Below are 20,720 nucleotides of genomic sequence, written 5' to 3'. Positions count from 1 at the left end.
TCAGTGGCGGCGGTCGCCGTTGCTCTCACCCGACGTACCTCCGGACAGGGACGCGTCGAACGCGGTGCTCGGAAACGGTACGACGTTGCCGTTGCTCTCGGGTTCCGCGTTGCCCGCGGCGGCGAACGCGTTCCAGGAGATGTCGACGAGCAGCCGTTTGAGTTCGGCGTGCCGGTCGGCCGCACTGCGTTGCAGGGCCATCCGGACGCCGAGCAGCACCGAGACCAGAGTGGTGATGATCGTCCCGGTGGCGGCCAGGATGTGCAGCCCGCCCACCTCGGTCCCGGTGACGACGAGGACCAGCAGCCAGGCCCAGAAACCGGCCGCGAAGACGGCGGCCTTGACCACGAAGAACAGGCTGATCGCCCCGGGTCGGTGCGGAAGCGGTGGGGCCGGAGTAGCCACGTTGATCCTCTTCACTCGCCTCGAAAACGGAAGCGCCACGGACGATGGACGCGGTGCGGTCGGCCCTGGCTGATCGGTTCGGGTACGACCGACCGGGCCACGCGAGGGTCGAGCATAGTGGATTCAACTGATCACCGGGAGTGGTGACCAGCAGGTCGGGGCGATCTCCCGCTGCCCCCCGGCCAACGGGAGATCGCTCCGAGGATCCGTGTCGCGTTGGCGACCGGACGGACCGCCCACTCTCCCCGGAATTCGATTCGGGAGGGTGGCAACCAGCGGAAACGGCGGGACCGGCAGGACAGCTGGCAGTCCGACCGGCGGGATCCGCCATTCGGTCCCGGCCACGAGACTAGTCGATCCCGCCTGGGTGGCGGAGCAGTCTTTTGCCACTACGCTCAGGGGGCAAAGGTGGTGCTCCAGCAGGAGAGGGCTGTCCACTGACAATGGGTGCCGCATCGGACTCACCCCAGGCGGCATTCGCCCGCTTCGTACGTCGAGCCATCGACGACGCCAAGGACGAACGGGGTTGGAGCGTCACCGACCTGGCCGCGCATACGGGTGTTGGCAGGTCGACGGTCTTCCGTTGGCTGGCCGGGGACTGGCACGACTATCCGGAGCTGGCGAAGGTGCGGGGCTTCTGCGCCGCGCTGGACGTACCGGTGACGGCGGCCTTCCGGGCGCTCGGCCTGCCCGACGGTGAGCCGGTGCCGGCGGAGCGGGCCGGACGGCCCCCCACCGGCGGCGCCCGGGGCGCTGGCACCCGGAAGCGGGCAGACGATCAGGCCGACGCCGACCTCCGGGTGATCCTGAGCCGGCTCGCCGACCCGAACGTGCCGGCCGACGAGAAACAGCTGATCCGCGACCTGCTGCGTTATCTGGCCCAGCGTCCGGTACGCCGGGCCGGCTGACGCCGCGCACCCCGTCGGTGGTCAGGAAACGGTCAGGGTGAACTCGGCGGTCCGGACCACCCCGGCGAGTTGGAAGTCGAAGAAGAGCCGGTAGTTGCCGGGGCTCGGTACGGCGAGCCAGAACTTGACCGCGCCGCCGACAAGTTGCTCCTCCGGGTGCACGTGGACGTACCCCAGGTCGCCGCCGCGCAGTGCGACCAGGTGTCCGTACGCGCCCAGGTAACGCTCAAGATCGTTGACCGGGCTGCCGTTGGCGAAGACCCGGAACATCATCGGGGCGGAGGCGCCCACCTGCGGGGTGCCCTCGTACGTCACGGTGAACTCGTCGACCGTCGCCTCCCGGGCCGCCGGTGGCAGCACACGGGGCGCGTAGTCGCCGTTCACCACCAGGTCGACGCCGAGCGTGACAGCGGCCTGCTTCCCGGTGGCGTCCGCAGCGGTGAAGTCGGCGTACGCCCGCCAGATGCCGGGGGTGGCCAGGGTCAGCGGCACGCTCCAGGTCCCGTCCGGGGCCATGCTCGGGTGCAGGTGCTGGTAACCGGAGAGGTCGCGGCGGGCCACGATCATGTGCAGCGGTTTGTCGTGGACGACCGTGAAGTTGGTGACCGGTTTCCGGTCGGTGCCGAGCACCTGGAACTGGAACGGCTGACTCTGGCCGGCCTGGAACGCGGTGCTCGCCGGCACCAGGGTGAACCCGGCGGCGCTGAGCGAGAGTCCGCCCAGTTCGGTGCCGACCGGGGTGGTGCCGGTCGTGGTCGCACCGGGGCCGTGCTCGTGCGGCGCGGTGCCGGGGGCGTGGGTGTGGTCGCCGCTGACGCCGGGCGGGTTGGCCGAGCCGGCGCTGTCGGTGTTCAACCGGCCGAGGCCGAAGCCGCCGATCAGGGCGAGGACCAGTCCGCCGACAACGAGGGCCATCCTGCCTCCGCCCGGTGGCGGTACGGGTGGCGCGTCCACCCCTGCCAGCCCCGCGGACGGGTCGGTCGGTTCCAGGGACAACTCCGACGACCCGGGCGCCGGGGCGGAGTCGGTGGCGGAATGCCCGGTGCGCTCAGGCACCGGAGCCGGCCAGTTCGTAGCCCGCCTCGTCGACCGCGGCCCGGACCTGCTCCTCGGTCAGCGGGGCGTCGCTGGTCACCGCCACCGCTCCGGTGGCCAGTTCGACCGTCACGTCCTGCACGCCGGGCAGCGCCGCCAGCTCACCGCTGACCGCCTGGACACAGTGCTCGCAGGTCATGCCGACCACGGTGTAGGTAAACGTCACGGGCATCAGCTGGTCTCCTAGGAGCGTACGAGTCGGGCGATGGCGTCCGACGCCTCTTTCACCTTCGCGGCCGGGTCGCCGCCGTCCCGGGCGGCGTCCATCACGCAGTGCGCGATGTGTCCTTCGAGCAGGCCGACGGCGACCGCCTGGAGCGCCTTGGTCGCGGCCGAGATCTGGGTGAGGACGTCGATGCAGTAGGTGTCCTCCTCCACCATCCGGTGCAGGCCGCGTACCTGCCCCTCGATCCGGCGGAGCCGACCGAGAAGCGCCTGCTTGTCCGATGCATACCAATATGGACCATGCGCGGTGTTATCACCGGAGTGCGCGCCGGCGGCGGCATCGACGGGAGCGTCGACGGCGGCAGGATCGGCGCCGTCACCCGAGGCGGTGCCGGGAGTGGGGTCGGCCGGCGACTGATGGGTCATGACGAGCAGGATACCCCCCGGTCGTATCCATGCCCATCTCGGTCGATGCCGTCGCCAACGTCGATGGTCGGTCGTTGGACAGGTCGTGCCGACAACCGTCGTACCGCGCCGCACCGCGGCGTTCGCTGCCGGGGTGTCCGTCATGCTGGCGCTCGCCTCCGCGCCCGAACCCGCCGGTGCCGAACCACCCGGCAAGACCGCCGAGCAGCAGCTCGCCGCCGCGGCCGAGCAGCTCGAAATCGTCATCGAGCAGTACAATGACCTGCGCGAGCAGCTGGGCGAGACGCAGGCCAGGGCGGCCGTACTGGACCGCGAACTGGGCACGTTGGCCGAGGAGCTCGCCGTCCACCGTACGGAGGCGGCCCGGCTCGCCGCCCAGGCGTACCGGGGCCACGGCGGGCAGCCCCTCGCCGCCGTCTCCGCACTGCTCACCGCGACCACCAACGACCTGCTCAACTCCCTGCTGATGCTGGACCGACTCAGCCGGGACCAGCGCCGGGTCATCGCACGGCTGGCCGACGCCCACGACCAGCTCGCCGCCGCCCGGGACGCGGCACGGACCCTGGACACGCAGCAGCGCGCACAGGAGCGCCAACTCGCCGCCCGCAAGCAGCACATCGAGCAGGAGATCCGTCAACTGGACCGGCTGCGCGACGCCGCCGGTGAACGGGAGCCCGCCGCTCCGCGTACCGCACCCAGCCCGCCTGACCTGGGCAACGGCGCCGCCGCGAAGGCGGTCCGGTTCGCGTACGCGCAACTGGGCAAGCGCTACCAGTGGGGTGGCGAGGGCCCGGACGGGTACGACTGCTCCGGGCTGACCTCCGCCGCCTGGCGTACGGCCGGGGTCAAGCTGCCGCACAACGCCGCCCGGCAGTGGCGGGCGGTGAAACGGATCAGCCGCGCCGAACGGCAACCAGGTGACCTGGTCTTCTACTACGCCGACATCCATCACGTCGGGATCTACGTCGGCGACGGATACATCATCCACGCGCCGAGGGCCGGCAAGCCGGTCCAACTGGAACGGGTCGAGTTCCAACCGGTCCACGGGTTCGGCCGCCCCGGCTGACCCCGACCCTCCACACCCGACCGTCGGCTCAACCGGCGACCGCGAGCGCCAGCGGGAGGACGGCGGGCGCACCGGAGCGCCGCAGCAGGCGGGACACCATGGTCATGGTCCAGCCTGAGTCGACCACGTCGTCCACCAGCAGCACCGGGCCGGCCAGCCCGGCGAGAGCGTCGGCCAACGGAGCCGGTACGACAAAGGCGTCGTGCAGCGTCCGTACCCGTTGGGCGCTGTTGCCCCTCGGCCCGCCACCGGACGGACCGTCGTGGGCGGTCACCTCGCCAAGCAGCGGCAGCCGGCCGACGGTGGCGATCCGCTCGGCGAGGCTGTGCACGAGTCGTGGTCGGGTCCGGGAGCCGATCGCGACCACCGCGACCGGGCGGGCCGGCCACGGGTCGGCGCCACGTGACCAGTCCCGGAGCAGTTCGACCATGGCCGCGGCCACGTCGTCGGGAATCACGCCGTCGCTCGCCTCCGGCGCCACCAGGGCCCGCAGCCGACCACCCCAGCCGAGGTCGGAGAGGCGGCCGAGGGCCCGGCCGGGCAGTGCCTGCTCGCTCGGGGCGATCTTGCCGCGCAGCGGTACGCCGACCGCCTCCAACCCGGTCGGCCAGAGCTTCTTCGGCGCGATGTCGACACCGGTACGGCCGAGCCACGCCTGCGCGGCGGCGAGGGCGGGAGCGGAGACGGCGGTGTCGTACTGGGCGCCGGCACAGTTGTCACACCGTCCACAGGGGACGGCCTCGGGGTCGTCCAGGCAGCGGCGGAGAAACTCCATCCGGCAGTCACCGGTGGCGGCGTACTCGCGCATCGCCTCCTGCTCGGCGGTCCGCGCCTGGGCCACCCGACGCAGCCGGGCCTCGTCGTAGTGCCACGGTTCGCCGGTGGCGAGCCAGCCACCGCGCACCCGACGGACCGCGCCGTCCACGTCGAGGACCTTGAGCATCAGTTCAAGCCGGGTACGCCGCAGGTCGACGATCGGCTCCAACGCGGGTGTGGAAAGTGGACGGTCCGGGAGCAGCGCCCGGAGAACCGAGCGGACCTGGTCCTCCGGCGGGAAGGCGAGCGAGGCGAAGTAACGCCAGATCGCCTGGTCCTCGACCCCGGGCAGGAGCAGCACCTCGGCGTGCTCGACCGCGCGACCGGCCCGGCCGACCTGCTGGTAGTAGGCGATCGGTGACGGCGGCGCGCCGAGGTGGGCCACGAAGCCGAGATCCGGCTTGTCGAAGCCCATGCCGAGCGCGGACGTCGCCACCAACGCCTTGATCTTGTTGTCGAGCAGGTCCTGCTCGGCGGCGCGGCGCTCCGCGTCGTCGGACTGGCCGGTGTAGGCGGCGACGGCGTACCCCCGGGAGCGGAGGAACTCGGCCGTCTCACCGGCCGCCGCGACGGTCAGGGTGTAGATGATCCCCGAGCCGGGGAGTTGGTCGAGGTGGTCGGCGAGCCAGCCGAGCCGGTGCGCGGCGCTGGGCAGGTCGAGTACGGCGAGCCGCAGCGAGGCCCGGTCCAACGGCCCCCGCAGCACCAGCGCGTCCCCGACGTCACCCTGGGCGTTGCCGGTGTTGAGCTGCTCGGCGACGTCGTCGGTGACCCGTTGGTTGGCGGTGGCGGTGGTGGCGAGCACCGGGGTCCGCTCGGGCAGGCCGGCGAGGAACGTACGCAGCCGCCGGTAGTCGGGGCGGAAGTCGTGCCCCCAGTCCGAGACGCAGTGCGCCTCGTCGACCACGAGCAGCCCGGTGGTGGCGGCGAGCCGGGGCAGGACGCTGTCCCGGAAGTCGGGGTTGTTCAGGCGTTCCGGGCTGATCAGCAGGACGTCGACCGTACCGGCCTGGATCTCGGCGGCAATCTCATCCCATTCGTCCAGGTTCGCGGAGTTGATCGTACGGGCCTGGATGCCCGCCCGGGCCGCCGCTTCCACCTGGTTGCGCATCAACGCCAACAGCGGCGACACGATCACGGTCGGCCCCGCCCCGCCACCCTCCACCGTGCCGCCGCCCTCCACCGTGCCACCGGCGCGGAGCAGCGCGGTGGCGACGAAGTAGACCGCGGACTTGCCCCACCCGGTGCGCTGCACACAGAGCACCCGGCGCTGGTCGACCACCAGCGCCTCGATCGCCCGCCACTGGTCCTCGCGCAGCCGGGCGTGCTCACCGGCGAGCCGGCGCAGCACCGCCTCGGCCCGTTCCCGTACCGCCATCCGATCGTCCGTCACCCGGCATTTCTACCAGCGCCGACGGACGTTTCCGGCAATCCCGCCGCCAGCCGCCGCCGGAACGTCACCGACGCGCCGACCACATGGGTGGCCGACCGAAGGAGCCGACCGTCCACCGAACGGTGATCCGGCAGGATGTGACGACGATCTCAGACCCGCTGACGCCAACCGCGCCGACGGTGGTGGTGCCGGACCAGGCCGACTCGCTCCCCGCCCCGGCCGAGCTCTACCCCCGCCTCCAACCCTGATCCCCCGGACCCATCGGTCGATCATGAACTTGGTGCATCCACAGTCGACGGATTGCGTCGGTATCTTCATGATCAACACTAAGGATCGGGCAGTTCCCGTTTGACAACGATCTCTCACCCCTACTTCAGAAAAGATGGACATGCGGCGACGCACCACCACGATCAATACCTTCCGGCGAGCGACCGTCACCGCTGCCGCACTCGCCGCCATCACCGGCACGCTGGCCGGCTGCGGGCAGGACACCGCCGGCTCGGCGCAGTGGGCGGCGCCCGCGGCGACGTCGGCGGCGCCGAACCCCAAGGAGACACTGCTCGCGGCGCTGCCGAACGAGACCCGGCCCGGCTTCAGTTACACCATCAAGGACTGGGAGACGACGATCACCGGTGAGGTGGCGCCGAAGTCCAAGGGCGTACACCTGCGGTTGTCGTACAAGGAGCCCGAGCTGGGGTTCACCATGCACATGGCGTACCTGACCGTCGACCAGCAGACCTGGACGAAGATCACCTTCACCGAGACCAAGGGGCTGACCGGCCTGCCGAAGCTGCCGACCAAGTGGATGAAGCTGGATCCGGCGAAGCTGACCGGCGACGACAGCCTGCCGACCACGTACGAGAGCGCCGACGTGGCCGGGCTGAAGCCGGTGGTGGCGAACACGACCATCACGCAGGGCGGCTCCGGAAAGTACAGCGGGACCATCGACCTGAGCGGCCCGGCGGCGACTGACGTACTCAGCGAGGAGACCATCGCCGGGATCGGGGACGCGGCGAAGAAGCTGCCGTTCGAGGCGACCGTCGACGCGGAGAGGCGACTCACCTCGTTTGTCGTCCACGTGCCCACCGTGGGCAAGACGAAGGCGTACGACTACAGCGTCACCATCCGCGACTACGGCAAGGCGCCGGCGGTGGCCGTTCCGGCTGACACGGTCTCCGCACCGGCGGCGGCGTACGAGATCCTCAACGGCTGATCCCGGCGGGTCGGTGTGGCGGTGACGGACGCACGGGGGTCCGTCACCGCCACACCGGTCACCTGGGCGGACGGGCCGGGAAGAGACGCCGGATCGGGGCGATCCGGCTGCTGAGGCTGGCCAGGCCACCGGGGAAGAAGTAGACCGCGAGGATGAAGACGGTGCCGAGGACGAAGAGCGGCTGGGAGAGCGGCCCACTCAGCACACCGGGAAGCGAGTCCACCGCCGCCGAGGAGCCGAAGTCGGTGAGCCGGTGGTCGAGGTACATGTAGAGGATGCCGCCGAGGACCGGTCCCCACCGCGTACCGGGTCCGCCGAGCACCACCATGACCAGCAGCGACAAGGTCAGCTCGGAGGAGGTGATGTGCGGCGACGCGCCACCGACGAGCAGGCAGTAGATCACCCCACCGGCGGTGGCGAGGCTGCCGGAGAGGGTGAACGCGACCAGCTTGAACCGGTACGGGTCCAGCCCGAGCACCCCGATCCGCCGCTCGTCGTCGCGGAGCCCGGCGAGCACCCGCCCGGTCGGCGAGGCGGCGACCCGGGCGACCACGAAGACGACCAGGGCCAGGTACGCGAGCGCCAACCAGTAGAGGTTGACCGTGTTCGCCACCCCGACCAGGCTCTCCGGCAGCCCGGACACGTCCAGCGGCAGTCCTTCCTCGCCACCGGTCAGGCCCTGGAAGTCCAGCGCCACCAGGGTCGCGCCGACCTGGGCGAAGGCGAGCGTCACCATGGCGAAGGCGATCCCGGCCGTACGCAGCGCGACCGCGCCGAGCAGGGCGGCCAGGATGGCGCCGCCGACGAGGGTCAGCAGCGCCGCCTGCCAGAGTGGCAGGCCGCCCTTGGTGACCAGGATGTCGGTGCCGTACACCCCGGCGGCGAAGTAGAGCGCGTGCCCGAAGGAGAGCATGCCGGTACGCCCGAAGAGCAGGTCGTAGCCGGCGGCGAGCCCGCCGAAGACGAGGCAGATGGCGAGCAGTTGCAGGGTGCCGGGCGAGTTGAGCGGCCCGTCGAAGATCCCCGGCAGCGACACCGTCGAGTACGGCAGGATGGCGAAGATCAGCAGCGCCACCAGCGGCAACCAGGGCCGGATCACGGCGTACCAGCTCCGGCGCCCCGGCTGCGCCGGCACGTCGGCGGCTTTCGCCTCGGCTGGAGGAGTCTTCAGCTCGGTCATGCCGTCTCCTCGCTTCGCTCGTCACCGGCATGCCTTACGGGACTGAGCCAGTTGATGACCTCGCTGCGCTCGGTCATGCCGTTACCGCCTTTCCGGCGATGCCCTGTGGGCGGAGCAGCAGCACCGCCGCGAGCAGGGCGACGACGCAGAGGTCACCGGCGCCCGAGGTGCCGTAGTAGTTGACGAACTGCTGCAACAGCCCGACGACGACCGCCGCGTACGCGGAGCCGACCACCGAACCCATTCCGCCGATCACCACGACGATGAAGGCGAAGATGAGCAGCGAACCGCCCTGGCTGGGGGAGACCGAGCCGTAGTAGACGCCGCCGAGTCCCCCGGCGAGCGCGGCGACCGCCCCACCTATGACGAAGACCAGGGTGAACGCCTTGCGTACGTCGATGCCGAGCGCGGTGACCATCTCCCGGTTCTCCACCCCGGCCCGGATGATCAGGCCGTAGCGGGTGTAGCGGAGGAAACCGAGGAGCAGGGCGAGGACCACGACGGCGGCGACGATCAGCAGCAGGATCGAGTTCGGCACCTTCGCGCCGAGCACGACACTCACCTGCCGGCTCCACTCCGGACGGGGAAAGTCGCGCGGGTCCGCTCCCCAGGATGCCTGGAGCAGGGCCACCCCGGCGAGCGAGAGGCCGACGGTGACCAGCACCTGTTCGATGTTGCGGGAGTAGAGCGGCCGGATCATCACGAGTTCGACCAGGGCCCCGACCAGGGCCCCGGCGGCCACTCCGAAGGCGACCGCGAGCACGAAGCCGAATCCGCCCGGCCCGGCACCGGGCAGGTTGTTCGCCGCCCACCAGGTGCCGTACGCGCCGACGGAGAGGAAGAGCCCGTGGGCGAAGTTGAGTACGTCGGCGAGGCCGAACACCAGGGAGAGCCCGGCGGCGACGAGGAAGTACAACGCGGCCAGGCCGAGCCCGGTCAGCGTCAACAGCACGATCGTGCCCATCAGGCGTGCACCCCCGACGATCCGACTCCGAGCAGGGACTTCGTCAGCGCCGGCTCCTCCAGTAGTTGCCGGGCGTCGCCGGTCCAGGCGACCCGTCCGGCGTCGAGCACGATCGCGGCCTGGGCGAGTCGGCGTACGACGGCGAGGTTCTGCTCGACGAGCAGCACCGGCACGGTGACCGCGACCCGTTCGAGCACCTCGGCGACCTCGGTGACGACCTTCGGGGCGAGTCCCTTGGTCGGCTCGTCGACCAGCAGCAGCCGGTTGTCGTTGAGCAGGACCCGGCCGATGGCGAGCATCTGCTGCTGGCCACCGGAGAGTGAGCCGGCCCGTTGGCGTCCGCGCCGGTCCAGCTCCGGGAAGAGTTCGTAGACCTTGTCGTACGCCGGGGCGGTGCCGCGCTGTTCGGCGAGGCGCAGGTTCTCGGCGACGGTGAGGCCGGCGAAGACGCACCGGTCCTCGGGTACGTATCCGAGCCCGCCCCGGACCAGCTTGTGTGTCGGCTGTCCGGTGAGGCTGCGCCCGCCGGTACGGATGGCGCCGCGTACCTCGCCGTTGCGCGGGGTGAGGCCGATGATGGCGCGCAGGGTGGTGGTCTTGCCGACGCCGTTGCGTCCGAGCAGCACGGTGACCCCGGTCGGCGCGACGGTGAAGGAGACGCCCTGGAGGATGTGCAGCCCGGCGATCCGCACCGACAGGTCCTCGACGGTCAGAATCGGTTCTGTACTCACAGGGACTCCCCCAGGTACGCCTCTTGCACGGTGGCGTTCGCCATCACGGTGTCCGGGGTGTCGATGGCGAGCAGCGCGCCGTGGTGCATGACCGCGATCCGGTCGGCGAGCTCCAGGATCACGTCCATGTGGTGCTCGACCATCAGCACCGATCGGCCGCTGTCCCCGGTCAGCGACCGGATCACCGCGACGAGTTCCGGTACGTCCTCCGCGCTGACCCCGGCCATCGGCTCGTCGAGGAGCATGACCTTCGGTTCCCCGGCGAGCAGGAGCGCGATTTCGAGTTTCCGTTTCTCACCGTGGGCGAGGTTGCCGGCGAGTGCCGTACCCCGGTGGCTGAGGCCGACCCGGTCGAGCGCCGTGTCGGCGGCGGCGGCCACGTCCCGGTCGGCCGCCGCCCGCCGCCACAGCTTCATCGACCCGCCACGATGCGCCTGTACGGCGAGACGCACGTTCTCGCGTACGGTCAGCGACCCGAAGACGGAGGACGACTGGAAGGTACGGCCGAGCCCGAGGCCGGCCCGCCGGTGTGGCGGTAGCCCGCTGATGTCCTGCCCGTGCAGCAGCACCTGGCCCTCGGTCGGGCGCCGCAGGCCGGAAATCAGGTTGAACAGGGACGTCTTGCCCGCGCCGTTCGGTCCGATCACGCCGAGGAACTCTCCCGGCGCGAGGTCGAAGGTGACGCTGTCGACGATGGCGACTTCGCCGATTCGCCAACTGAGGCCTCGGGTGGCCAGCACTACTTCACTCAGCCCTTCATGGCTACCGCGGGCGGCGCCGTCTCGTCGCTGGTCAGGGCCTTCTGAAGTTCGGCCTTGAGTTGGTCACCGGTGCCGGTCAGCTTGGCCTGGAACATCGGCTGGAGCAGGGCGTGGTCGGCGGCGCGGACGGTGTTCTTGCCCTTGACCCCGTCGAAGCTCCACCCCTCCAGGGCGGTGACCATCTTGTCGACGTCGTCGCCGCCCTCGGTCGCGGCCCGGACCACCATCTGGGCGGCGGTGAAGCCGTCTGGGTGGAAGAGGTCGAGGACGCCGCCGGGAACACCGGCCTTGAGCGCCTTGGTGGCGTCGTTGTCGACCGCACCGTCGAAGAAGTGCGACAGGAACGAGATCTTGGTGCCGGCGGCGCCGAAGGTGGGCCAGGAGGCGCGGATGTCGAGCCCGGTGACGACCGTGGTGGAGGCGAGTACGCCCTGCTGGTCGAGGGTCTGCCACATGGCCGGGGCGGTGGTGCCGGCCCAGGCGACGAAGAGCAGGTCGGGCTTGGCGGAGCTGATCTGGCTGGCGAACGGGGTGAACTCGGTGGCGCTGGCCGGCGCGAGCACGCTGCTCACGGTGGCTCCGGCGCCGCCGATGACCGCCTGTACGGCCGTCTCGTTGCTCTTGCCGAACGCGCTGTCCTGGGCGAAGACGACGACCTTCTTGCCGGCCGCGTCGCCGATGAACGACTTGGCGGTGACGACGTCCTGGTACGACTGCCGCCCGGAGCGGAACGTGTACTTGTTGACTCCGGTGACCGCGTCGGTGGCGGCCGGGCCGGAGATGAAGAGGGTCTTGTTCTGGGCGGCGATCGGGGCGACCTGGAGGGCCACGCCGGAGGCGGTCGAGCCGGCCAGGATCTTGACGCCCTTGCCGATCAGGTCCTTGGCCGCCGAGACGGCCTTGGCCGGGTCACCGGCGTCGTCGACCTCGGTCACCTCGACCGGCCGGTCGCCGATCTTGTTGGTGCCCTTGGTCGCGTACTTGAGGCCGGCCTCGAAGCCTTCCTTGTACTGCTTGCCGTAGCTGGCGAGCGCTCCGGACTGGGAGTAGACCAGGCCGACCTTGACCGGGGTGGTGTTGGAGTCGCCGCCACCGGTGGCGGTCTCCTGCGGGCTGCCACATGCCGCGGCGGCGAGCGCCACGGCCATCAAACTCGCGGCGGCGACAAGCGCCCGCCGGGTGGTCCGGACCGTCATGTATGGCTCCACGTGAGGGAGTAGTGGGAAACTTGTTTGTCGGCTCACGCTAGGAGTGACGTCACCCACGGGCTATGTGGGCGAAACACATAAGTAACAGTGGTTGGGTGGCCTGGCCAGACAGCCGACGCGGGACCCTTCACCGTCGCGGCCATACAAGTCGTCGAGTTCCTACATGGAAAACCATGTAGCCACCCGATTTCCGCGTACGAACTCCACGCATCGGGCGCCCCGCGCCGTTCGACACTGTGCCATGATCCAGCGCATGACCGGAAGAATCGAGTCCTCCGTCCGCCGGTGAGCGCGACGCCCGAGCCCGAGCAGCTCGGACCCCCCACCACCCTGTACGAGCACGCCCTGCGCCTGCACCGCGCGCACCCTGACGGGCCACTGCCCCGCAACGGGGAACCGTACCCGGGCGACAGACGCCGTCTTTGGCAGGACGATCCCGAGTGGTCGACCGACGAGCGCCGCAAGGGTGCGCGAGCCGCCGCCATCCTGGACGCGCACTTCGCCCGCGCGTCCGCACGTCCGGCCGACCTGGTCGACGCCTTCCACCACGTCCACGTGCCGAGCCGCCCCAACGACCACATCTCCGCTGTCGCCCGCCGGGTCGACCATCAGCGGGTCCGGCAGACCGGGCGCTGGCTGGTCCGACACGCCGCCAACCCGGACGCGGCGAGCATCGGCCTGGCGCTGCTCGCGTCCGTCTGGGAAGACGACGACATCCCGCTGATCCAGACGATCGGATTGTTGTCGAGAGGCTTCGCGCCGCTCGCCGTCCATGCGCTCGAACGACGGCCCGGCTCTACCGAGGCGCTGCTGTGGCTGGCCGAGCGGGTCACCGGCTGGGGCCGGGTGTACGTGGTCGATTCCCTCTGCGCGCGCAGCGGCACGTTCGCCCGAGACTGGTTGCTGCGGCGGGCCTGCGACGGCGACTTCCTCAACCGCTACTTCGCGGGCAAGGTCGCCACGGTCGCACACCTGCACGAGGCGATCACCAGGGTCGACACCGACAGCGAACTGGTCGACCACACCGGCAGACTGCTGGCGACCATGGCGGAAAGCGACGGCATGGGGCTCACCCTCGCGCACTATCCGCCCGCTCGGGTCGTACTCGAAGCGCACCTCGGCCATGCCCGCCCGCTGGCGGCGACGGTGGAGCGTTACTTCGTCAACGCCCGGCTCGCCGACTACCTGGATCGGGCCGGGGAGGAACTCACCTGGCCACCCGGCGACCGGGAACGGATCCGCGACGGCTATCTGTCTCTGCTCGACCGGGACGACTGGTCCGAGGTCGCCCGTGCCGGACTGGCAGCCGACAACTTCGGGATGAGCTGGCTGGCGGGAGAGGTCGCGCTCCGACTCGGACTACGGGCACTGGTCCCACCGGGCCCGGCGCCCGGTCACGCGCCGGAGGTCTGACGTCCGGTCAGGTCCCAGTCGGGCACGGTCATCTCGCGGGTGACCTCACTCTCGTCAGCCGGCTCGCCGCAGGTCTGGCAGATCGGCGTGAGCACCAGCGGGTGGTCGCGGTGGGTCTGACGCATGGTGGGTTCGGTGACAGCCCACTTGTCGCCCCAGGTCATCAGGGAGAGCACGGCCGGGCCGAGGTCGCGACCGGCTTCGGTGAGGTGGTAGCCCCGGTAGCGGGAGCCGTCGACACCCGGGCGCTGTTCGAGTATTCCGGCGTTGACCAGGTCTTTCAGGCGTGCGGCGAGGCGGTCCCGTGGGGCGCCGGTGTTGCGGGCGATCTGGCTGAACTGGTGGTTGCCAAAGAACACCTCGCGCAGCGCGACCAAAGCCCAGCGGTCGCCGACGAGTTCCAGTGCAGCGGCGAGCCCGCAGGGGCGGCCGGGCAAGGTGATCGGATCGATCTGTGTCGGGTGCATAAGCCCAGCGTACGCCGAACCGGTTTGGAAACCAGACCACCCCGTGCTAGCGTCGCCGACACCAGGGATGGTTTGGAAACCAAACCACATTCGGGTACGTATCCATACCGCGAAATGGGAATCGACATCATGACCACGAACGCACCGAAGACGGCCGTCATCACCGGAGCCTCCTCCCCGTTCGGCGCCGCCTACGCCCGCAGGTTCGCCGAGCGCGGATACACCCCGGTCCTCGTCGGCCGCGACGAGACCCGCCTCAACGATGTCGCCGAGGACATCACGAAGCAGACCGGCGTCACCGCCGAGATCCTGGTCGCGGACCTGAACGCGGCCGAGCAGTTGGAGAAGGTCGCGGAGCGGCTGCGTACGGACGAGTCCGTCGAGGTGCTCGTCAACGCGGCCGGCGCGGCCACCTTCGCACCGAGCCCCGGCTTCGACCCAGCCGCCACCGAACAGATGATCACGCTCAACATCACCGCGCCCACCAGGCTCACCACGGCCGTGCTCCCCGGGCTGGTCCAGCGCGCTCGCGGCACGATCGTGAACGTCTCTTCCGCGATGGCGTTCTGGGTGCAGCCGGTCAGCTCCGTCTACAGCGCCAGCAAGAGCTACGTGTTGACCTTCACCCAGGCACTTCAGCAGGAGCTGGCCGGCACCGGTGTCACCGTGCACGGGGTTGTTCCCGGCGCCATGCCCACCAGGTTCTGGGACGGATCCGGCATCCCGCTGGCCGCATTCCCCGACGAGAACGTCATGGCCGCCGAGGTGGCCGTGGACGCCGCACTCGCCGGACTCGACGCCGGTGAGGCGATCACGATCCCCTCGCTGGTGGACACCACCAACTGGGAGGAGTACGAGAAGGCGCGCGGAGTCCTGGCGCCCATCCTCTCCCGCAACGTCCCGGCCGACCGCTACCGCCGCTGACGACCAGCCAGCTGCGGGGCCCGCAGATGCTGTGGGGGGTCAGGCGGATCGCCTGACCCCCCACAGGTCCGTCTGGCGCTGGGTCAGCCCAGGTACTTCTCCCACGGGCCGGTGATGGCCAGGGTCAGGCCGGGGTCCTGCATGTTGACGAAGAGCACCTTGCCGTCAGCGGTGAAGACCGGCCCGCAGAACTCCGAGTCGTTGAGCTGGTTGCGGGCGATCGCGTACGTCGGGCCGCCCGGGATCGTGCTGAGCACGTGGGAGGCGCCCGAGCCGTCCTCGGCGAGCACGAGGCTTCCCCACGGGGTGACGGTCACGTTGTCCGGGCCGTCGAAGGTGAGGTCGTTGTACTTGACCGGCGTCCCCTCCTCCGAGGCGGTCTGGTGCGGGAAGTACGTCACCAGCTGGATGGTCTGGGCCTTGTAGTTGTAGAACCAGACCATGCCGTCGTGCGGGGCCGCGTCCGCCGGCAGGTCACCCTCGTCCCAGGCGTAGGAGTTGACCACGTACACGCCCTCGTCGGTGCCCCACACGCCCTCGAACTTGCGTCCACGGGTGACCTGGGCATCGGTGAACTGCTCGCGTACGGGCTTGTTCCGCGCGTCGCGGTCAGGCACCTCGATCCACCGTACGGGGAAGGGCCGTCCCAGCTGGGCGGAGGTCAGGTAGGCGACGTCCGGCAGCACCGATCCGTCGTCCATGATGATCTGCATCGCCGCGAGGACACCGGCGTTCGGGGCGAGGCGGGTGAGCACACCCGGGCCCAGCTTGACGCCGCGAGGCGCGCTCCAGCGGTAGAAGAGGCCGTTGGGTCCGTCAGCGTCCTCGGAGAGGTAGACCGCGGTGCGGTCCTTGTCGACCGCCAGGGCCTCGTGGGAGTAGCGGCCCAGGCACTTGATCGGCTTCGGGTCCGCGCTGCCGTCGGCCCAGACCTCGAAGACGTAGCCGTGATCCTTCTGGAAAACGCCGGACCGGCCGTCCTCCTCCCAGTCGTCCCCGGCCCGGTCCTCGGTCTCCTCGCAGGTCAGCCACGTCCCCCACGGGGTGGGCCCGCCCGCGCAGTTGCTGACGGTGCCGGAGAGGGCGACGAACTCACCCAGGTTGCGACCCGCGCGGTCGGTCCGGATCACGGTGCAGCCACCGGCGTCAACCGCGCCGGGATCGTAGACAGTGCCCTTGACGTGCGGTACGCCGAACTCGGCGCCCGGGTCGATCTCGTGGTTCTGGATCAGGTTGTAGCGGCCGTGGCCGGCGTCGTAGACCGCCATGCCGTCATGGTCGGCCGGGGTCGAACCCTGGCCACGGTCGAGGCGGGTGACGCCGGTCCGGGTGACCACGGTGTAGCTGAAGCCCTCGGGCAGGGCCAGGATGCCGTCGGGGTCGTCCACGAGCGGCGGGAAGGGCACGTGGCCGCCCTTGACCGGCGAATGGGGCTGGCCCGGGTGGGCCTGAGCCAGGGACGGCAGGCCACCGGCAACGGCAAGACCCACGCCGGCGGCGGCGCCGCCGGCGAGGAAGGTACGACGAGAGGAAGTCACGTAGATCAGCTCCTGTCAAAACAAGTGCGACGATCTGACAGCCAACTCCTACGGGCAGACACCGACACGTCACCTGTGAGATCGATTGGTGACATCGAAGTAAAGAACCAGGGCCACTCACGCATCGCCCAGGCGGCGTACTCCTTTGGAAGCACGGCGGCCAGCTACAACCGGATGGTGATCGGCTCGCCCGGATGGTTCCGGGCGAGCCGACGCAACGACGGTTCCGGATCCGTCGGCTCGTCCACCGGTGCCGGCTGCTGCGGGATTCGCAGCGGCTGGGTCGGGTCGGCGGGTACGCCCGCACGCAGGGCCGAGCCCAGGTGACGCAGGCAGTGCTCGACCGCTTCGGGCAGGCTCTGGTGCAACGGCGGGAAAATCGGTTTGCCGGTGTCCGAGGGGTCGACGGCGGTCACCTCCCAGAACGTTCCCTGCACCCGGGACAGGTCAGCGGCGTTGGCCGTCAGGTCCTTGACGGTGACCCGGAGCGCGAGCCGGCCGAGGCACGTACGTCGCCGACCACTCGGGCAAGTAGTGGATGCCGCCGCCGGGATGGATATCGCCTTGGCAGCGGCCCTCCCGACCAAGATTCGAGATCTTGGAAGTAGGACGCCGTTCCCGCGTCGTCGGAATTCCAAGATCTCGGATCTTTGCCAACCAACCAACTCCCTCCTCCGCCGGCAGCCACAAGTAATCGACGCAAGTCAACAAAATCTGTCTGGGTCACACCGAAGCCTCAATCCCTCTTAGAAGTTCCTTGCCAGGTGGCGGCGTCAGGAATTCAAAGTCCCCCACGCCCGGGCCGCCCTGTCGCGCCGACCTGCCAGTTCTGCGGCTCGACCGAATGAGACGCAGTCGAGCCGCGACCAGCAGTGCTCCATTTACCAGGCGGGCTGTGTCGAGTTGCTACCCCTAGAGGGGCAGTAGAACGCCACAGCCCAACCGAACCTGGGTGGACAGGGGGCGAGGTTCGCCTCCTGGGACGACTCCATCTGGCCGACAGGGCCGGATTGGGCACTCGCTCTCGACCACCCGGCCCCACTGGGCACCCAGCGGAATTAGATGATGACGTAGGGCGACTCTGTGAAGCCCCGATGCGGAGCGTGTTCAGCTCCGGTGACGGCCACTGTGACGACCGGTCGTACGTGGCAACCCTCCCCGGACCGGTGGAGTTCTTAGCTGCGTGAGAGTTGATCCGAGCTTCGACACGTTCGTCGAGCAGAGGTCGGCAGCGCTCCTGCGCCTCGCGTACCTGCTCACCGGGGACCGCGGGCACGCCGAGGACCTGCTGCAGACCGCCCTGCTCCGTACGATGCGCCGCTGGTCCAAAGCCCGCGACGCACCCGAGTCGTACGTCCGGCATGTCCTGGTCAACCTGTCCCGGGACCGGATCAGGGGGCTGCTGCGCCGCCCACGCGAAACGGCCATGCCGGAGGACACGAACGCCTTCCGCTCCAACGATCCCGCATTGGACGGGATCGGAGACCGACGGATGGTCACCGACGCGGTGGCGAAGCTGCCGATCCGGCAACGACAGGTGATCGTGCTCCGCTACTTCGAGGACCTCTCCGTCGAGCAGACCGCCGAACTCGTCGGCTGCTCAACCGGAACGGTCAAGTCGTACACCTCCCGCGCCCTGTCGCGACTTCGCGAACTGCTCGGGGACTTTCACGAAACCAACGAGATGAGGGTTTTCCAATGACAGCTCTCGATGACGAACAGCTGGGTCAACTGCTGAGCAACCGGCTACACGAGGAGACGCACGGAATGAGCGCACCATCTGGCCTCACCGAGACTCTGCACCGCCGCAACAACCGCCGGACCTGGGGTCTTCGGATCGCCGGCGCCGTGCCGGTGGTCGCCGCCGTGGCCCTGGCCGCGTCGCTGAGCCTCTCCCCGGGCACCGAGTCGACTCCGAACGCCGGCGGTGACACCGCCCCCGAGACGCTGACCGTCAACCTTGTCAGCGAGCGCACCACCACCGCGCTCGGCAACCTCTCCGACTTCGTCCGGCACACCCGATCCGACTTCAAGGACGGCAAGGGCAAGGCCACGATGACCAACGAGAGCTGGGTCGACACCAAGACCGGGCGCGAGCGTACCGACGAGACGGAACTCGCGAGCAACAGCAGGACCACCGTCTTCAAGACGGGAAACGGTAACGACGCGATCGTCATCGACCACCAGAAGAAGAAGTGGTGGAACGACCAGATCGCGGCGCTACCCGCCGGCGTCGAGGTGACCGTCACCACGGGACCGAACGGGGAACGGATCGAGACGCCGACCGGCAAAAAGGCCGTCGGCCCGCTGATCGACCCCAAGGAACTCCAGGACGCGCTCGCTGGCGGCACGCTGACGCTCGTCGGTGAGGAGTCGCTGGACGGCAGGGCGACCGTGCACCTGCGGTGGGTTCCGGTGCCGGGCTCGACCACGGACATCTGGGTCGACGCCGACACGTACCTGCCGGTTCGGAAGACCTCCGCCGGCCCGAAGGCGTCCGACGAGATCAACTTCGAGTGGCTGCCGCGTACGCCGGAGAACCTCGCCAAGGTCGAGGGCGCCGCGCCGGCCGACTACAAGAAGCTGCCCTGCACGCCGCTGCCCATCGCGGGCAAGGACTGCGGCCTGGGCAACTAGTCGCCAACCTGCTGGGGCCCCGGATCGCGGTTCGCGGTCCGGGGTCTCGCCGCGACGGTCGCCTCGGCCCAGGACAGAACCAACTTCTCGTACGTCCGGGCCGGAAAATCACCGCCGGCGGAGACATCCACGATGGTGGTGGCGAAGGCCCGGGGTGCCGCATCGGGGAGGATCGACGGCGCCGTCACGGGCCTCGGTCGCTGGTCACCACCCTGACGATGTTGACCCCGGTGCGAGTTGCGTCGCCGGGCCCGCTCGACGAAGGCGTCGACGGCGCGCTGCCCGCCGTCGAGGTACGCGTGCACCAGCTCCCGGGCACCGTCGGTGTCGGCAGGGGCGAGCCGGTGATCCGGGTGCTGGAGGAAGAAGCAGGCGACAGCGACACCGTGCAACGGTCCCCACGGTGGTTGCCGGGAGTGGTCCAGCGCCAGCAGCCGCTGGAACAGCTCGTCGCAGTACGCCTCCGACCCCGGGGCGCCGCACTGCGCGCAGGTCACCATTCCGGGTACGGCCGCACCGCTATCGGTCGTACCTCGTGCCGAGCCGCCGCGTCCACGGCCGCTGTCGCAGTCGCTGTCGGCGTTGCCTGCGGCTGCGTGGCGTCGCCGATCACGATCGGGTGCGACACGGCACGTGCGACAGGCGAGTAACCGTCCTCGTCGGCGCTCGACAGGGCGAACTCCACCTCCGGATACCCCTGGGTCGACCGGCTGGCGTCGACCCGGAAGTAGGCGGCGGTCTGCTGCCCGGCCCGGATCGGCGGGAGACTCACCGCCGTCCCGTAGACCTCCTGTTCGACCGTACGCAGGTCCCGGTCGGTCCAGTCGTCGATCACGTGCACGCCGTACTCGGCGAGACTGCGCCGCCCGTTGGCGGTGATCTCCAGCGTGGAGTCGTAACCGAGCGGGCGGTGCCCGGTGTTGCGGATGTCGACCCCGAGGAAGTACGGCGTGGTACCGCGCAGGCCGCCGTCGTACGGTCGCAGGTCACGGTCGACCGCGAGGTGCCCGACCACGGTCACGCCCGCACCCACGCTGCGCAGCTCGACCACCAGGTCGTTCGGTGTGGCGTCACCCTGCCAGTAGTGGTCCTTGGTCATCACCCGGTGGCAGCTCTGACCGCCCTGCTCCGTGGTCGTTCCCTGGATCAGGGAGGCGTTCGGGCGCCAAGCCCCGGAGACGTGGTGCTCGATCCGGAGCTGCCATTCGTCGCCGCTGATCAACTGCGAGGTGCCCGGCTGGGCGACGATGACCAGACTGGTCGAGCCCTCGATGACGATCCGCTGAGGCCAGTCGGAGATCTTGCGCAGGACGGTCAGCAGCCAGGTACCACGGTACGAAAGCTTCATCATCCACATCCTGCTCGCGGCGTCACCAGGCACGCGACAAGCCGTTAGGAAGGGCCCCTTGT

At 69.9% G+C, this 20,720-nt stretch carries 21 protein-coding genes and 1 pseudogene; 7 read left to right on the top strand and 15 right to left on the bottom strand.

The genetic code is table 11. The features are described from left to right. Nucleotides 1-405: a hypothetical protein gene (locus BDK92_RS21660; RefSeq protein WP_246017177.1), complete on the bottom strand. Its 405-nt coding sequence runs from the start codon at nucleotides 403-405 to the stop codon at nucleotides 1-3. Between the two features lie 443 nt (nucleotides 406-848). Here BDK92_RS21660 and BDK92_RS21655 point away from each other — a divergent pair, with 443 nt between their 5' ends. Next, entirely contained in the window at nucleotides 849-1,313 is a 465-nt protein-coding gene (locus BDK92_RS21655; protein ID WP_121158359.1) for a helix-turn-helix domain-containing protein, read from the top strand. A 21-nt stretch (nucleotides 1,314-1,334) separates the two neighbouring features. On the opposite strand, the gene BDK92_RS21650 is transcribed toward BDK92_RS21655, so the two are convergent. The 3 genes and pseudogenes from BDK92_RS21650 to BDK92_RS40415 all read right to left on the bottom strand — a co-directional run. Then, nucleotides 1,335-2,369: a hypothetical protein gene (locus tag BDK92_RS21650; RefSeq protein WP_246017175.1), complete on the bottom strand. Its 1,035-nt coding sequence runs from the start codon at nucleotides 2,367-2,369 to the stop codon at nucleotides 1,335-1,337. After that, entirely contained in the window at nucleotides 2,362-2,580 is a 219-nt protein-coding gene (locus tag BDK92_RS21645) for a heavy-metal-associated domain-containing protein (RefSeq protein ID WP_121158358.1), read from the bottom strand. The genes BDK92_RS21650 and BDK92_RS21645 overlap by 8 nt, the downstream gene beginning before the upstream one ends. Before the next feature lie 11 nt (nucleotides 2,581-2,591). Beyond that, a pseudogene (locus tag BDK92_RS40415) lies at nucleotides 2,592-2,861 on the bottom strand (metal-sensitive transcriptional regulator); the annotation flags it as partial. A gap of 223 nt (nucleotides 2,862-3,084) precedes the next feature. On the opposite strand from BDK92_RS40415, the gene BDK92_RS21635 reads away from it, so the two are divergent. Continuing rightward, nucleotides 3,085-4,065 (top strand): C40 family peptidase, encoded by a 981-nt coding sequence (locus BDK92_RS21635; protein WP_121158356.1) that lies wholly within the window; start codon nucleotides 3,085-3,087, stop codon nucleotides 4,063-4,065. Nucleotides 4,066-4,093: 28 nt separating this feature from the next. On the opposite strand, the gene BDK92_RS21630 is transcribed toward BDK92_RS21635, so the two are convergent. Then, nucleotides 4,094-6,274, bottom strand: a complete 2,181-nt coding sequence (locus BDK92_RS21630; RefSeq protein ID WP_170208651.1) for a RecQ family ATP-dependent DNA helicase — start codon at nucleotides 6,272-6,274, stop codon at nucleotides 4,094-4,096. Between the two features lie 388 nt (nucleotides 6,275-6,662). Here BDK92_RS21630 and BDK92_RS21625 point away from each other — a divergent pair, with 388 nt between their 5' ends. Next, a complete protein-coding gene (locus BDK92_RS21625; protein WP_147457085.1) occupies nucleotides 6,663-7,487 on the top strand; it encodes a hypothetical protein in 825 nt (274 codons plus the stop codon). A 58-nt stretch (nucleotides 7,488-7,545) separates the two neighbouring features. Here BDK92_RS21625 and BDK92_RS21620 read toward each other — a convergent pair whose 3' ends face one another. The 5 genes from BDK92_RS21620 to BDK92_RS21600 form a co-directional block, all read right to left on the bottom strand. Then, nucleotides 7,546-8,667: a branched-chain amino acid ABC transporter permease gene (locus tag BDK92_RS21620; protein WP_121158354.1), complete on the bottom strand. Its 1,122-nt coding sequence runs from the start codon at nucleotides 8,665-8,667 to the stop codon at nucleotides 7,546-7,548. A gap of 73 nt (nucleotides 8,668-8,740) precedes the next feature. Continuing rightward, entirely contained in the window at nucleotides 8,741-9,631 is an 891-nt protein-coding gene (locus BDK92_RS21615) for a branched-chain amino acid ABC transporter permease (protein ID WP_121158353.1), read from the bottom strand. Next, the gene (locus tag BDK92_RS21610; RefSeq protein ID WP_121158352.1) at nucleotides 9,631-10,362 is read right to left on the bottom strand and encodes an ABC transporter ATP-binding protein; all 732 of its coding nucleotides are present in this window, start codon (nucleotides 10,360-10,362) and stop codon (nucleotides 9,631-9,633) included. The genes BDK92_RS21615 and BDK92_RS21610 overlap by 1 nt, the downstream gene beginning before the upstream one ends. Next, nucleotides 10,359-11,102 carry an ABC transporter ATP-binding protein gene (locus BDK92_RS21605; protein WP_121158351.1) on the bottom strand — a complete coding sequence of 248 codons (744 nt, stop codon included), beginning with the start codon at nucleotides 11,100-11,102 and terminating at the stop codon, nucleotides 10,359-10,361. The genes BDK92_RS21610 and BDK92_RS21605 overlap by 4 nt, the downstream gene beginning before the upstream one ends. An 8-nt stretch (nucleotides 11,103-11,110) precedes the next feature. Beyond that, the gene (locus tag BDK92_RS21600; protein ID WP_121162461.1) at nucleotides 11,111-12,319 is read right to left on the bottom strand and encodes a substrate-binding domain-containing protein; all 1,209 of its coding nucleotides are present in this window, start codon (nucleotides 12,317-12,319) and stop codon (nucleotides 11,111-11,113) included. 297 nt (nucleotides 12,320-12,616) lie between these two features. Between BDK92_RS21600 and BDK92_RS21595 the strand changes: the two genes are divergently transcribed. Further along, nucleotides 12,617-13,744 (top strand): hypothetical protein, encoded by a 1,128-nt coding sequence (locus BDK92_RS21595; protein ID WP_211349325.1) that lies wholly within the window; start codon nucleotides 12,617-12,619, stop codon nucleotides 13,742-13,744. Here BDK92_RS21595 and BDK92_RS21590 read toward each other — a convergent pair. Then, nucleotides 13,726-14,211 (bottom strand): winged helix-turn-helix transcriptional regulator, encoded by a 486-nt coding sequence (locus BDK92_RS21590; protein ID WP_121158350.1) that lies wholly within the window; start codon nucleotides 14,209-14,211, stop codon nucleotides 13,726-13,728. The two genes, BDK92_RS21595 and BDK92_RS21590, sit on opposite strands and share 19 nt — an antisense overlap. A 129-nt stretch (nucleotides 14,212-14,340) precedes the next feature. Between BDK92_RS21590 and BDK92_RS21585 the strand changes: the two genes are divergently transcribed. After that, nucleotides 14,341-15,135, top strand: a complete 795-nt coding sequence (locus BDK92_RS21585) for an SDR family NAD(P)-dependent oxidoreductase (protein ID WP_170208650.1) — start codon at nucleotides 14,341-14,343, stop codon at nucleotides 15,133-15,135. Nucleotides 15,136-15,218: 83 nt separating this feature from the next. On the opposite strand, the gene BDK92_RS21580 is transcribed toward BDK92_RS21585, so the two are convergent. Together BDK92_RS21580 and BDK92_RS38520 are read right to left on the bottom strand one after the other, a co-directional pair. Next, nucleotides 15,219-16,673 (bottom strand): alkaline phosphatase PhoX, encoded by a 1,455-nt coding sequence (locus BDK92_RS21580; RefSeq protein WP_121158348.1) that lies wholly within the window; start codon nucleotides 16,671-16,673, stop codon nucleotides 15,219-15,221. A gap of 164 nt (nucleotides 16,674-16,837) precedes the next feature. After that, on the bottom strand, nucleotides 16,838-17,260 hold the full coding sequence (locus tag BDK92_RS38520) for a hypothetical protein (RefSeq protein ID WP_147457084.1): 423 nt from the start codon (nucleotides 17,258-17,260) through the stop codon (nucleotides 16,838-16,840). A 596-nt stretch (nucleotides 17,261-17,856) separates the two neighbouring features. Between BDK92_RS38520 and BDK92_RS21570 the strand changes: the two genes are divergently transcribed. Both BDK92_RS21570 and BDK92_RS21565 read left to right on the top strand, forming a co-directional pair. Further along, complete coding sequence (locus BDK92_RS21570; protein WP_121158346.1) at nucleotides 17,857-18,375, top strand: SigE family RNA polymerase sigma factor; 519 nt, start codon at nucleotides 17,857-17,859, stop codon at nucleotides 18,373-18,375. After that, nucleotides 18,372-19,310: a hypothetical protein gene (locus tag BDK92_RS21565; protein ID WP_121158345.1), complete on the top strand. Its 939-nt coding sequence runs from the start codon at nucleotides 18,372-18,374 to the stop codon at nucleotides 19,308-19,310. The genes BDK92_RS21570 and BDK92_RS21565 overlap by 4 nt, the downstream gene beginning before the upstream one ends. On the opposite strand, the gene BDK92_RS21560 is transcribed toward BDK92_RS21565, so the two are convergent. Both BDK92_RS21560 and BDK92_RS21555 read right to left on the bottom strand, forming a co-directional pair. Next, nucleotides 19,307-19,810 (bottom strand): DUF5946 family protein, encoded by a 504-nt coding sequence (locus tag BDK92_RS21560; protein ID WP_121158344.1) that lies wholly within the window; start codon nucleotides 19,808-19,810, stop codon nucleotides 19,307-19,309. The two genes, BDK92_RS21565 and BDK92_RS21560, sit on opposite strands and share 4 nt — an antisense overlap. Then, entirely contained in the window at nucleotides 19,804-20,658 is an 855-nt protein-coding gene (locus BDK92_RS21555; RefSeq protein WP_147457083.1) for a hypothetical protein, read from the bottom strand. Before BDK92_RS21555 ends, BDK92_RS21560 begins: the two co-directional genes overlap by 7 nt. Nucleotides 20,659-20,720: the final 62 nt, after the last annotated feature.

Source organism: Micromonospora pisi (genome assembly GCF_003633685.1).
Taxonomy (GTDB): domain Bacteria; phylum Actinomycetota; class Actinomycetes; order Mycobacteriales; family Micromonosporaceae; genus Micromonospora_G; species Micromonospora_G pisi.
This window is presented reverse-complemented; position numbering and strand designations above follow the sequence as displayed.